The sequence below is a fragment of the Streptomyces sp. NPDC041796 genome (genome assembly GCF_055590785.1).
The window spans coordinates 80,745-91,176 of record NZ_JBVJAH010000024.1 but is presented as its reverse complement, the minus strand read 5'-3'; the positions used below and the strand labels follow the sequence as shown (position 1 = coordinate 91,176).

The window sequence follows — 10,432 nt, the reverse complement described above, 5'->3', positions numbered from 1 at the left end:
AGGTACGCAAGGCGCTGCGCGGGGAGCCGACCACCGACTAGATGCCGGGTACGATCCGGCCCGGGCGGGTTCACCACCCGGTGTACGCCTTGTCAGCCCCGCCCATCGTGCCCCCGGTCTCCGCGCTCTGGACCCGGGGGCACGCGCTTGCCGCGCCGGTTACTCGTCAGCGATGTCCAGGGCGCGGCGCGCTGCGAGCAGGAACGGGCGCTCGGCATCCCACAGCTCGTGCTCGTCCATCGCCTCCTCCATCGCTGAAACGAACCTGCCGGCCGCTCCCACGACTTCGCTGGGGCCTTCGAGGTGGATGAGAGACATCACCTCCTGCACGCGCCGCTCCGCCTCGCGCCTCTCCTCAGCAGTCCGCCGCGGCATCTGGCCGACCTGGATGAGCTGTACGTAGACCTGGCGGCGGATGTCCTGTGCCCGGGCACGCCGCTGTTCGTCGAGCGAGGCCTGGACGGTGGCCAACAGCGCGTCGGCCTCTTCTACGCGACCGCGCTCGGCAGCATCCTGATCGTCACCTACGTCGAGGTCGACTGACGGCGCCTAGATGGGCTCGCCGTACTCGGCGACGTACGCCGCGTAGTTCTCCGCGAGGATCGCCTGGCCGGCCTCTGCGGTGAGGTGTTCGATCGTGGAAACGGCTGGCACCTGCCGCCCGTCGACGGTGGAAGTGAGCAGTTCGATCCGGCGGGCCAGTTCGGCGACGACGCTGGGGGCGGACTCGACCAGCAGCCTCCCGTCCCGCCACGAGAACTGCGGCGACCGGCCGATGCCGGTGCTGCGGATGCGCGTCGCCAGGGAGGGGCTGTACGGCAGCGTCGGGTTCTCCGTCAGCAGCAGGTACACCCGCTTGGTGTCTCCGCCGTAGCCCACCAGGCCCGTGCACGGCTTGATCGGTCCGTCCGTATCACGGGCCACCACCTCGTAGACCCTGCACTCCGTACACCGGAACAGGTCGGTCAGCTGTTCGTACTCGAACTCGTGGCCGCCGAATCTGTCATCCAGCGTGGTGATGTCGGCTGTCGCGTCTGCGGCGGCGCGGCCGCCCGCGGCGTCGCGGAGGGCCCGGGTGTACTTGCCGCCCTCGCGTGCGGCCTCACGGGCACGCTGCGCGGCGGTGGACTGCTTCTTCGGCACGGTCAACTCCAGCCTGGCGGGCTCCCACGCTCCCGCCGGCGAGGACAGGGCCGGACGGTCTTCTGTGCTTCTGCGCGGGCCCCGTAGGACCTTGGCCGACTGGGCTCCGGGCGGCGTGGGCGCTCGGGCGGCGGCGGACGGCAGTACGCGTCTGGCCGTGGTGTGGTTCCACGGTAGGGCATCGCGCCCGCCGACCATCGACTAGATGCCGGGTACGATCCGGCCATGTTCCGGCCGGTGAGCGCCTAGAGGTCGATGAGGGCCCAGCGGCGGCGACCGGCGCCGTCGCGGTCGGTGTCGACGCCGCAGGAGACGACACCGGTGGCGGCGAGGTCGTGCAGTAGCTGCTCGTCGGGGGTGTCCTGCGCGGGCTGGTGGGACAGGACGAGGATCAGGGCCTGCTGGTCCTGGTCGGCGAGGTGGACGCTGATGCGGGCACCGTCGTCGGCGAGCGCCGCGTTTACGAGCCGGGCCGTCAGGGCGGCGGCGTGTTCGGCGCGGGCCGGGCGGTAACCCCAGCCGGCCAGCTTCTCCTGAACGTTCCGCGACGCCTTCGGGCCGGCGGACTTGTGTGCCCACGGGGCGGCGTCGAGGGTCCAGTTCGCGGCGCGGCGGTTCGCGATCCGTGCGCGGAGCCGGGGCTGCGCCGCCACCGCGGCACCCGGCCCGGTTCCGGGGCGGGCGGGGTCGTGACGCGTCTCCGGGCGCGGCGCCTCGACCGGCTTTTTCGGCGGTGGTGGGGTCTTCGGCGGGTAGTCCGGACGGTGCGGCCCGTCTTCCACGTCGATCGGCAGTGCCACAGCAGCCTCCCCGGGCCGGCCGTACCCCGCATGCAGGGTCTTGCCGTCATGGTAGGCGTCCGGGCGCGGCGTGGTGACGGATCGTCGGGGGTTACGTCGCGCTGCTCACGAGTCGGCACAGTTCCTCCGCCGCCGACCACGGGACACGGCTGGTGTGACCGCCGTCGTGGAGCAGTACCAGGTCCGGCTGTGTGGCCGAAGGGCTCTGGGCGATGTACGCGTCGAGGTCCTTGCGCAGCTCAACAGACCGAGAGATGTGGTCACCGTCCGGTGAGCTTGCGGTGCAGTAGTCCAGCAAGCACCAGCTTGGGTGCTGTGAGTCGCCTGTCGTCGTCATACGGCGGATTGTCCGCCTGACAGGTGTACAGGCGGCTTGTTCGCTCACGCGCGAGTCCGATTTGGGGCCATGTGGGGGAGCTGGTGACGCGGGCCCGGCGATCGAGGCGGCACCGGGCCCGCGCGTGCACCCACCGGTCAACGAGCACGCTGGCCCGAGGTGTCGCCCAGCCGCCGTCCGGGTGGCATCCTGGCGGACGGCAGGGGCATCAACCACCCATTGCGTGTTGATGGCAGCAACCCCTGTCGCGTGGGGCCCTGGCCGATGGCCGGGGCCCTTCCGCGTGACCGGGGGAATACGCGGGCGGCGCGGTGTCAGGGTGGGGGTGTTCCTCTGCACCAAGCGCCCCCTGTTCCCTGGGGAAATGCTGACCAGCCCCGGCCACGCACGGCCGGGGCTGAGTTGTCCCACCCCACCCCACCCCACCCCGTATAACGCATTGCTTACGCCATGCAATATAGGTAGGCTTAGCACCCACCCCCACACCGTCAGCCGACGACCAGGGGCAACCCCCACACACCACCCACGCCACCCTGGAACCCGCGCCCCCTCCACCCAGGAGCCGCCCTCATGGACATCCCCGAACCCGTCGTCCAAGCCGTCGAGTACACCGTCAACTGCCTCCCCGAGAGCGACATCAACGCCTCCGGATTCGAAATCCGCGTCCAGTACCGCGGCGCTGGCCGGTACGCCGTCATCCGACACGGCGCCATGTGCCTCGGCGCGGACGGCACCTGGGACCACGGGGTCAAGGAGTACGACCGCGGCAGCGCATGGCTCGACGCCCACCGGTTCGACCTCGACACAGCCCTGAAGCTCGCGCGGGAACAGGCACCGCTGGTCACCGTGAACGGCTACACCGTGGCCGACGCGCTGCGCCTGGCCGCCGAGGACGAGGCGTGACCGCCATGGCAAGCACACCACACCGGCCCGCTTGATCCGGATACCGCCCGCCACGCGCACAAGGAGCAGCACATGCCCACCTGGTCCGCCCGGAAAATCACCAGCACCCGGTACGAATGGGAAGTCCCCGCCGCCCAGCCCTGGGGCGCCTTCCTCGGCGACGTCCAATCGGCGATCCTCACCGCCTCGAACGCCTACCGCGCAGAGCACAGCATGGCCGACGGGGCGCCGCTCTGGGACGACGCGCTGCGGTTCCACGTCACCGACGACGCGATTGTCATCAGCTTCACCGTCGAGGACCCCGCCCCGTGATCGCCGTGCCGCTGATCGTCCTCGCCACCGCCATCCCCCTCGCCCACGCCCTCCACCCGCCCACCCGAAAGGCCAGCCGATGACCGACGACCGACCGGCCCGCACAGCCGTCTACAGCGACCTCATGTGGCCCGACTGGAACCCTCGCAGCGAGTCCTACGGCCTTGGCGACGTCATCAAGGCGAACGCCATGCTCGACGCCCTCGACGCCGAGGCGCTCGCGCCGGTGCTGCGGATCGTGACCGAGACCGTGATCGAGGCGAACGACGTGGGCGGCATCGACCTGAACGACCTCGTTGACCGGCTCGCCGCCGCCGGGTACCCGCTGCCCGACGCGGACGACACGGACAAGGCCGAAAGGATCGCGCCCCGATGAAGGCCCTGACCATCCGCCAGCCGTGGGCCGGCGCCATCGTCCACCAGACCAAGAGGGTCGAGAACCGCTCCTGGCCCCTGCCCGCCAAGCACACCTGCACCCCCGTCCTCCTCCACGCCGCCGCCCAGCCCGACAAGGACGCCGTCGTCTACGGCCCCCGCCTCGACGTGTACAGCGCGATCGTCGGCACCGCCACCTTCACCGGCCACCACCTCGCCGACCAGGACGGCACCTGCTGCGGCCCCTGGGGCTTCCCCCTCACCTACCACTGGGAGCTCGACAACGTGACGGCCCTCGCCGAGCCGGTGCCGTGCAAGGGCGCCCTCAGCTTCTGGACCCCGCCCGACCACGTGCTGCTCGCCGTCCAGCACCAGCTCCAGGAGGCCGCCGCGTGACCGCGCCAGACGACCCGTCCTGGAAGTGGGAGTTCCGGTGCGAGGACTTCGTCTACGCCCGCCTCGCCGAACAGCAGATCGCCGCCGAAGCCCTCCCGCCCGGCCCCACCCGCGAGGAGGCCCTCAGCAACGTCGACACGATGTACCTCATCGCCTCGCAGCACAACATCTGGGTCAGCATGCGCGGCCAGTCCGCCGGCCGCTGCATCACCTGCTCTCCCGCCGACGGAGGCGTCCCCTGCTACACCATGCGCGGCCTTGCCCGCCTCTGGCGCACCCACCCCGACTACCGGCCCGGCTGGAACGAGCACATCGACGCCCCCGGATCCAGCAGCGGCGCCACGTACGAGGAGTACAAGCAGCGCACCACCGTCTTCACCCGCGTCGAAGCCGCCTTCAACGCCTTCCACGCCCGGTTCGACCTGCGCCAGGGCGCGGTCGGCGAGTACTGGCAGTGCAAGGCGTGCGGTGCGCGCGGGGAGGAGCAGCGCCCGATTCCGGGGGCGTACGACTATCCGTTCGCCATGACGGACGGCCCCCGCGAACACCCCATCTGCCCCGAGAGGACCACGCCGTGACCGAGCTTCCCGAGCCGCTGGTCGCCTACCTTGAGCAGCGCGACACCGAACGCGCCAACGCCGTCCGGGAGAAGCTGGACTCCCTCACCGACTGGGAACGCACCCTCATCAAGGACGCCGCCGTCATGGGTTTCGTCGAGGGCATGCGGCACCCGCAGGGCGAGGAATACCCGGGCGACGTCAACGTCGTGCCCCTCGTCATCGACGCGTGCCTGTCGCCCGCGTTCGCCGACCTGTACCCGGGCATCAACACGAACACGAAGCCCACCGAGACCGAGCAGCGCACCCTCACGTACGAGCGCAGCATGTACGCGGCCGCGATCCGGCAGCTCATTCTCCAGGTCAGGCAGACCGCGTACGTGTGGTCGACGACCCTGCCGGAGACAATCCCGACCGCCGAGGTCGCCAAGGCGCTCAGCTTCCTCTGCTCGCCGGTCCCCCTGCCCGAGGACCTGCGGGACGACCTGTGGCAGCGGATCGTCGGCGCCTACTACGTGCGGTTCGAGAACGACGGGCACCCGGAGGACGCGCAGGCGGCCGCGGACGTCGCCAGGAACATCGTTCAGCCCGAGCTGGAAGACCTGCGTGCCGAGGTGGAGCGCCTCCGTAGCGAGCTGGAGCAGGCCAGGAACGAGGGCAAGCACCTCGCCGACGAGGGAGGAGCCTGACGTGACCCGCCTGACCTCCGCACCGGCGCCGGCCGCCGAGCAGCGGCCGAAGCGGACCTTCCCCGAGCTGGTCACCGCGATCTACGAGGACCCCCGAGTCGGCCACGAGGCCCGCGAACTCCTCCTCGCCGTCGCCTACGCCGTCGACCTCGCCAAGCGCGAGGACGGCGTCAGCGTGTTGAAGGTCGCCCGCCGCAAGCTCGGTGTCGAGCGCGGCCGCCAGGCCCGTTACGACCGGCTGGTCGCCGACGACGCACCCCGCTACGAACCGCCCCGCGAGGCCGACGACTGGTACCCCTCCGCCGCCCCACGGTGTGAAGGGCCCCGGCTCCGCCCGTACCGGCCCCGCGCCTACAAGCCCCGCACCAAACCCGATCTGCCCGAGCCGACCCGCCTCAACTCCCGGAGGCCGGCGCCCCTCCCACCCGAAATCGCGGCGCTCAAGGCCGAAGCCATGGCCACCTACACCCCGCCCCGGGACTGGCGCACCGAGGACGGTGTCTGCGGTGCCCACTCCCACCACCGCGTCCTCGAGAAGGACCCCCGCACCGGATGGGTCACCGCGCACTGGTTCTGCAAGCGCCACAAGGACCACGCCGACCGGGTCACCGAACAGGTCCGCGCCCAGAACGAACAGGCACCCGAGCCGATCCCGAACACCGGCGGACTCCTGCCCTGCTACTTCAAAGCCGACTGGGCGAAGGTCTACGAGCGCTACCGGCCCGGCTGGACAGCGCCGGTGTACGGCGTGTGCGCCGACGACTGGCCCGCCGCGGACGCCCTGACGGTCCGCCCGTCCCGGCACTCGCGCCTCCGGGTCATCGGCGGCAGCCCGGAGGACGCGGGTGACGACGCCTGAGACGCGGGCCCGGATCCGGGGCGTGGAGCAGCAGCTCGCCGCCCCCACCCCGCCACCCCTCACCGGCCAGACCGAGATCCCCCTCACCTGGCAGCAGACCGAACTCTGGGACCCTTCCCCAGCCGACCACGAGCAGGAGCAGCCGTGACCGAGCCGGAGCCCACCACCACCGACCCCGTCACCCACGACTACGGGCCCGGGCGCCGCTGCTGGGGCCACGACTTCACCATCAGCCGCGTCATCGACAACGGGCAGAAGCTGCAGGCCTCCGGCTGGGGCCCCGCGCTCGGCCGCCAGATCCGCACCGGCGACTACCTCCTCCTTGAGCAGTCCGGCGGCCGCACCACCCGCTACCGCGTCCAGGACGTCACCTACAGCCTCGACCCGGCCGACATGTGGCACGCCACTCTCACCTTCGCCCCCCGCCAAGCCACCCTGAAGGACTGACCGTGGCCGACCAGCCGACCGACGACACGCCGCCGGCCAGCCGCGAGGAGCATCTGGCCGCGCTGGCGGACGAGCTGTGCCGCACGTACACCGTGGGCATCGGCCTCGCCGAGCTCGAACAGGCCGACCCCGAACAGGCCCAGGAGCATCGCGACGCCGCCCACAGCCTCCTGACCTGGATCGAGGAGCGGCCCCGGGACGAACGGCGTACGGCATACCTGCGGGGCTACGACCGCGGCCGCGAGGTCCAGAAACGGCGCACAGCCGAGGACGTGGCGCGTCTCGAGGCGGAGGTCGCCGAACTGCGGCAGGAGCGTGACCCCGAAGGGCTCCGGGCCCGGATCCGATCCCTTGAGTACGCCCTGCGCGGCGTGGACACCCACCTGATGGGCCGCGACCGCCACCGGCACGGCGCCGTCCCGGACTGGAAGGCCCTGGCCGGCGAGTACCTGGCCACCGCCATCAAGGCGCAGCGTGAACTCGCCGAGCTGCGAGGACACCAGCCGTCGGACGCGGCGGGGCCGCAGAGCAGCGCCTGACCGGGCGGGTCAGGCCGCGCCGGCCCGCCCCGCCCGCCGGTCCTCGTCCACCAGCGCCCGATCGGGACTCCGCACCCACTTCGCGACCAGCGCCGCCAGCGTCGGCGCACCCCACGCCTCCCGCAGATACGACACCTCCTGCGACAGACGCCGCGGGCTGATGCCCAGCCGGGATGCCGTCACCCCCTGCAACACCCCCAGCTCCGCATCCAGGAGGATCTCCCGCTGCAGAGCGGTCGTCCGCAGCGGTGCCCCCGCACCATCACCCCCGTCGTCCGACGGGCGGCCTTCGCCCTGCCACGGCTCCGAGCGGCGCCACACGTCCTCGAACACCTCCACGATGAACGCCACCACACCACGGTCTTTCACGTGCCGCGCCGCGCGCTGCCTGGCGCCCTGCACCGCATAGTCCGTGATGAACGCCTGGCTGCGGTCGATGATCACCATCTTCTGGAACGGCCCGATGTGCGTGCGCAGCTGCGCGCCCCGGACGGACATCTGCGCGGCGTAGGTGCGGGTGACCTGGTCGTCGCGGACGGTGTCCCGGTACAGGGTGCGCAGCTCCATCCCGCGGGCCAGGGCGCCGCCATCCCGGACGAGGGCGGCTTCGATCTGTTCCCGGGTACGGCCGCCGCCCGGCTGTGCCGTGAGCAGCTCGCACCGTGCGCTGGCGACCGCGGCCGCGATCCGGGCGTTCACGATGGCCGGATCGGCGAGGAACTCACTGCCCGGGCCCGACCACCACTTCGACCGCTCGAACTCCGGCAGAAGCTCATCCGCGACCTTGGGGGCGTCGACCAGGTCCCGGGCCGCGGCCGCCAGCTGGGCCAGGCCCTCGTCGCGGTGCCGGCGTACGGCCTCGGCCGGGTCCAGCACCACCGGCATGCCCTGATCGCCCCCGGGCCGGTCGGTCTGGACGGCGATCAGCCGCCATGCCACCAGTTCCTCCAGCACCCCGGCCTCGGCGTCGACATCGACCTTGTCTCCCCGGGCGATCCGCCCGTACAGCTCGCGCGCCTCCCGCGACAGCCGGCCCGCACCCATGCCTGACACCCGCACCCCCACACCCTCCACGTGGTGACACCCGTCACAGGTATGCGGCTGTTCGCACTGCGATCAACCGCACGCCGAAATGGTTGAACCCGGCACGTTAATCCGTGAGCGTACATGCGAGGAACCTCCCCGTAACCAGGCATTTCCTCCTCGAAAACAACTCCCGTTCTGCCAGCGAGAGTTGACCAGGGGTCGCAGCAGGAAGCGTCTGGTTACGGGGAGGCGCAGCACCCTCGCCCCGCCGGACAGGCCCGTGCAACCCTGAACCGGCCGCCCCCTCCACCACCCGCACACCGGAAGGGACCCGCTGATGAGCCCTCGTCACGCCCTGGCCACCCTCGCCCTGATCACCGCCGCCGCCCTCGGCGCCACCACCGCGCCCGCCGCCGCAGCAACGCCCGCCGACACCCCGCCGGCCGCCGCCCAGGGCGACTCCATCTGGAGCGCCCCCGCCGACATCGTTACCGCCCTCCTCGGGCCCCTTGGAGACTCCATCTGGTAGGCCGTCGCCCCCAGCGGCGCCGGGGCTGTCAGTGCCTCGTGCCACCCTGGATGGAGGGCGCCTGGCGGTGCCCATCACGAAGCCGATGCCACCGCCAGGCTTTCCCACCTGACAGGATTTCGGCATGGCGACCGAAATCACGAAAGACGATCTCGTCGAGCTGAAGGAGTTCATCGACGCCCGAGTGAGCGAGGAGCTGGAGGAGGCTGGCGGCATTTCCTACTGGCTGGGCCAGGGGGTGACGATCCGCCCCGGCATTCCCAGGAGCCTGCCGGAGGGAAGCCAAGCGGCTGCGAAGGCCGGTGTTCAGACCTGGATCGCCGAACACGGACCAAAGCAGGCAGCCGCTGTCTTCGGAGCGCTCTACGGCCTGGTGAGCGAGGCGGTGAGCAGCGTCAACACCCTGCCGGACCAATACACTCACCGCCGATACGGTCTCTGGCTGTACCTGGTCCGGATCGCGCGGCTGTGGAAGGACCACCCAGACTTCAAGGCCAATTGGGGCGAGGAGTAGCCTCGCCGGTCCCCCTTGAGCGGGGGCAATGCCAGGCTGAAATGTGCCCAGCATGGGGTGTATGCCTTTTCCCCAAGCTCGCCGCATACGCCGCCCCGCCACCCTCCTCGCCGCCGCCACAGCGCTCGCCGCGCTCCTCGCCGCGCCCACCCCCACTGCCACCGCCGCGGCAACCGGGCCCGTCTACGAGGGCCGCGGCTGGCGCATCAACACCGCCCGCGGCATCCACAGCCTCCACCCCGACCCGTACACCGTCGTCTTCGCCGACGCGGCCGCGCGCACCGCCCTCACCCCGTACCTCACCAAGCCCACCGCACAACTCACCACCGTCACCGGTGTCACCTTCACCGTCAGCACGGTCATCGACACCACCCCGCCCGAACAATGCCCGCCCCGGCACCGCATCGTCATGCACTACACCCCCCAGCCCTACGGCAGCCCCGGCCTGTCCCAGGCCAAGACCTGCTACGACACGAGCGACAACTCCGCCTGGGGCGGGCACGTCCTCATCGACTCCACGTACTGGACCGAGCCGGCCTGGTTCTCGACCGACCCGGTGAAGAACGACGCCTACCGCGCCAACGGCGTCTCGCACGAGCTTGGGCACGTCGCCGGGCTGGCCCACCCGAACATCGACAAGGACGGCGACGGCACCGTCGAGGCGTATGAGTGCGTCACCACCGCCACCGGCACCAGGCCCCTCCTGTGCAGCCCGTCGGGTGGCTACCTCAACGCCGTCGACGCCGGGAAGTTCACCCCGCCGTTCGACGAGCCCGGGCTCCGCCAACTCGCCGCGAACTGGTACCTCCGCCAGTGACCGCGGCCACCGACCGGCTCCTCACCGGACTCGGCAGCGTCCTCGCCTGCGCCCTCGTCGGTGGCACCGTCGCCGTGTACGGGACCCGCCACATCACCGCCCGCGCCATCCGCCGCCTCGAGGCCGCCGGCCGCACCGACGAAGCCGCCGCCCACCGCGCCGTCCTCCGCGCCCGCGCCGCCCGCTGAA

Annotated in this window: 20 protein-coding genes; 15 read left to right on the top strand and 5 right to left on the bottom strand. The window is 71.4% G+C overall.

What is annotated here, in order from left to right; translation table 11 throughout:
* Positions 1 to 159: 159 nt before the first annotated feature.
* Positions 160 to 318: a hypothetical protein gene (locus ACZ6C1_RS33610; protein WP_469246266.1), complete on the bottom strand. Its 159-nt coding sequence runs from the start codon at positions 316 to 318 to the stop codon at positions 160 to 162.
* Between ACZ6C1_RS33610 and ACZ6C1_RS33605 the strand changes: the two genes are divergently transcribed.
* A complete protein-coding gene (locus ACZ6C1_RS33605) occupies positions 304 to 543 on the top strand; it encodes a hypothetical protein (protein WP_469246264.1) in 240 nt (79 codons plus the stop codon). The two genes, ACZ6C1_RS33610 and ACZ6C1_RS33605, sit on opposite strands and share 15 nt — an antisense overlap.
* 6 nt (positions 544 to 549) lie before the next feature.
* Here the strand turns inward: ACZ6C1_RS33605 and ACZ6C1_RS33600 are convergent, their stop codons facing one another.
* The 3 genes from ACZ6C1_RS33600 to ACZ6C1_RS33590 form a co-directional block, all read right to left on the bottom strand.
* Entirely contained in the window at positions 550 to 1,143 is a 594-nt protein-coding gene (locus ACZ6C1_RS33600) for a hypothetical protein (protein ID WP_469246262.1), read from the bottom strand.
* 245 nt (positions 1,144 to 1,388) lie between these two features.
* Positions 1,389 to 1,943, bottom strand: a complete 555-nt coding sequence (locus ACZ6C1_RS33595) for a hypothetical protein (protein ID WP_469246260.1) — start codon at positions 1,941 to 1,943, stop codon at positions 1,389 to 1,391.
* 91 nt (positions 1,944 to 2,034) lie between these two features.
* Positions 2,035 to 2,280, bottom strand: a complete 246-nt coding sequence (locus tag ACZ6C1_RS33590) for a hypothetical protein (RefSeq protein WP_469246258.1) — start codon at positions 2,278 to 2,280, stop codon at positions 2,035 to 2,037.
* A gap of 570 nt (positions 2,281 to 2,850) precedes the next feature.
* On the opposite strand from ACZ6C1_RS33590, the gene ACZ6C1_RS33585 reads away from it, so the two are divergent.
* The 10 genes from ACZ6C1_RS33585 to ACZ6C1_RS33540 all read left to right on the top strand — a co-directional run bounded on the left by ACZ6C1_RS33585 (position 2,851) and on the right by ACZ6C1_RS33540 (position 7,357).
* Positions 2,851 to 3,183: a hypothetical protein gene (locus ACZ6C1_RS33585; RefSeq protein ID WP_469246257.1), complete on the top strand. Its 333-nt coding sequence runs from the start codon at positions 2,851 to 2,853 to the stop codon at positions 3,181 to 3,183.
* A 72-nt stretch (positions 3,184 to 3,255) separates the two neighbouring features.
* A complete protein-coding gene (locus tag ACZ6C1_RS33580; protein ID WP_469246256.1) occupies positions 3,256 to 3,495 on the top strand; it encodes a hypothetical protein in 240 nt (79 codons plus the stop codon).
* A 79-nt stretch (positions 3,496 to 3,574) separates the two neighbouring features.
* A complete protein-coding gene (locus ACZ6C1_RS33575; protein WP_469246255.1) occupies positions 3,575 to 3,871 on the top strand; it encodes a hypothetical protein in 297 nt (98 codons plus the stop codon).
* Positions 3,868 to 4,266 (top strand): ASCH domain-containing protein, encoded by a 399-nt coding sequence (locus ACZ6C1_RS33570; protein ID WP_469246254.1) that lies wholly within the window; start codon positions 3,868 to 3,870, stop codon positions 4,264 to 4,266. The genes ACZ6C1_RS33575 and ACZ6C1_RS33570 overlap by 4 nt, the downstream gene beginning before the upstream one ends.
* Entirely contained in the window at positions 4,263 to 4,844 is a 582-nt protein-coding gene (locus ACZ6C1_RS33565) for a hypothetical protein (RefSeq protein ID WP_469246253.1), read from the top strand. Before ACZ6C1_RS33570 ends, ACZ6C1_RS33565 begins: the two co-directional genes overlap by 4 nt.
* Positions 4,841 to 5,512 carry a hypothetical protein gene (locus ACZ6C1_RS33560; protein WP_469246252.1) on the top strand — a complete coding sequence of 224 codons (672 nt, stop codon included), beginning with the start codon at positions 4,841 to 4,843 and terminating at the stop codon, positions 5,510 to 5,512. The genes ACZ6C1_RS33565 and ACZ6C1_RS33560 overlap by 4 nt, the downstream gene beginning before the upstream one ends.
* A 1-nt stretch (position 5,513) precedes the next feature.
* Complete coding sequence (locus ACZ6C1_RS33555; RefSeq protein ID WP_469246251.1) at positions 5,514 to 6,371, top strand: hypothetical protein; 858 nt, start codon at positions 5,514 to 5,516, stop codon at positions 6,369 to 6,371.
* Complete coding sequence (locus ACZ6C1_RS33550) at positions 6,358 to 6,519, top strand: hypothetical protein (protein ID WP_469246250.1); 162 nt, start codon at positions 6,358 to 6,360, stop codon at positions 6,517 to 6,519. The genes ACZ6C1_RS33555 and ACZ6C1_RS33550 overlap by 14 nt, the downstream gene beginning before the upstream one ends.
* A complete protein-coding gene (locus tag ACZ6C1_RS33545; protein WP_469246249.1) occupies positions 6,516 to 6,818 on the top strand; it encodes a hypothetical protein in 303 nt (100 codons plus the stop codon). Before ACZ6C1_RS33550 ends, ACZ6C1_RS33545 begins: the two co-directional genes overlap by 4 nt.
* 2 nt (positions 6,819 to 6,820) lie before the next feature.
* Positions 6,821 to 7,357: a hypothetical protein gene (locus tag ACZ6C1_RS33540; protein WP_469246248.1), complete on the top strand. Its 537-nt coding sequence runs from the start codon at positions 6,821 to 6,823 to the stop codon at positions 7,355 to 7,357.
* Positions 7,358 to 7,366: 9 nt separating this feature from the next.
* Here ACZ6C1_RS33540 and ACZ6C1_RS33535 read toward each other — a convergent pair whose 3' ends face one another.
* Complete coding sequence (locus ACZ6C1_RS33535) at positions 7,367 to 8,401, bottom strand: hypothetical protein (RefSeq protein WP_469246247.1); 1,035 nt, start codon at positions 8,399 to 8,401, stop codon at positions 7,367 to 7,369.
* Between the two features lie 319 nt (positions 8,402 to 8,720).
* Here ACZ6C1_RS33535 and ACZ6C1_RS33530 point away from each other — a divergent pair, with 319 nt between their 5' ends.
* The 4 genes from ACZ6C1_RS33530 (at position 8,721) to ACZ6C1_RS33515 (ending at position 10,431) form a co-directional block, all read left to right on the top strand.
* Entirely contained in the window at positions 8,721 to 8,912 is a 192-nt protein-coding gene (locus tag ACZ6C1_RS33530; protein ID WP_469246246.1) for a hypothetical protein, read from the top strand.
* Between the two features lie 124 nt (positions 8,913 to 9,036).
* The gene (locus ACZ6C1_RS33525) at positions 9,037 to 9,426 is read left to right on the top strand and encodes a hypothetical protein (RefSeq protein ID WP_469246245.1); all 390 of its coding nucleotides are present in this window, start codon (positions 9,037 to 9,039) and stop codon (positions 9,424 to 9,426) included.
* Positions 9,427 to 9,487: 61 nt separating this feature from the next.
* Positions 9,488 to 10,243 (top strand): hypothetical protein, encoded by a 756-nt coding sequence (locus ACZ6C1_RS33520; protein WP_469246244.1) that lies wholly within the window; start codon positions 9,488 to 9,490, stop codon positions 10,241 to 10,243.
* A complete protein-coding gene (locus ACZ6C1_RS33515; protein ID WP_469246243.1) occupies positions 10,240 to 10,431 on the top strand; it encodes a hypothetical protein in 192 nt (63 codons plus the stop codon). The genes ACZ6C1_RS33520 and ACZ6C1_RS33515 overlap by 4 nt, the downstream gene beginning before the upstream one ends.
* Position 10,432: the final 1 nt, after the last annotated feature.

Excerpts from the sequence above, each read along its gene's own strand:
- ACZ6C1_RS33610 (WP_469246266.1), bottom strand. The coding sequence starts at position 318 with ATGTCTCTCATCCACCTCGAAGGCCCCAGCGAAGTCGTGGGAGCGGCC.
- ACZ6C1_RS33590 (WP_469246258.1), bottom strand. The coding sequence starts at position 2,280 with ATGACGACGACAGGCGACTCACAGCACCCAAGCTGGTGCTTGCTGGAC.
- ACZ6C1_RS33585 (WP_469246257.1), top strand. The coding sequence starts at position 2,851 with ATGGACATCCCCGAACCCGTCGTCCAAGCCGTCGAGTACACCGTCAAC.
- ACZ6C1_RS33580 (WP_469246256.1), top strand. The coding sequence starts at position 3,256 with ATGCCCACCTGGTCCGCCCGGAAAATCACCAGCACCCGGTACGAATGG.
- ACZ6C1_RS33575 (WP_469246255.1), top strand. The coding sequence starts at position 3,575 with ATGACCGACGACCGACCGGCCCGCACAGCCGTCTACAGCGACCTCATG.
- ACZ6C1_RS33570 (WP_469246254.1), top strand. The coding sequence starts at position 3,868 with ATGAAGGCCCTGACCATCCGCCAGCCGTGGGCCGGCGCCATCGTCCAC.
- ACZ6C1_RS33535 (WP_469246247.1), bottom strand. The coding sequence starts at position 8,401 with ATGGGTGCGGGCCGGCTGTCGCGGGAGGCGCGCGAGCTGTACGGGCGG.
- ACZ6C1_RS33530 (WP_469246246.1), top strand. The coding sequence starts at position 8,721 with ATGAGCCCTCGTCACGCCCTGGCCACCCTCGCCCTGATCACCGCCGCC.
- ACZ6C1_RS33525 (WP_469246245.1), top strand. The coding sequence starts at position 9,037 with ATGGCGACCGAAATCACGAAAGACGATCTCGTCGAGCTGAAGGAGTTC.
- ACZ6C1_RS33520 (WP_469246244.1), top strand. The coding sequence starts at position 9,488 with ATGCCTTTTCCCCAAGCTCGCCGCATACGCCGCCCCGCCACCCTCCTC.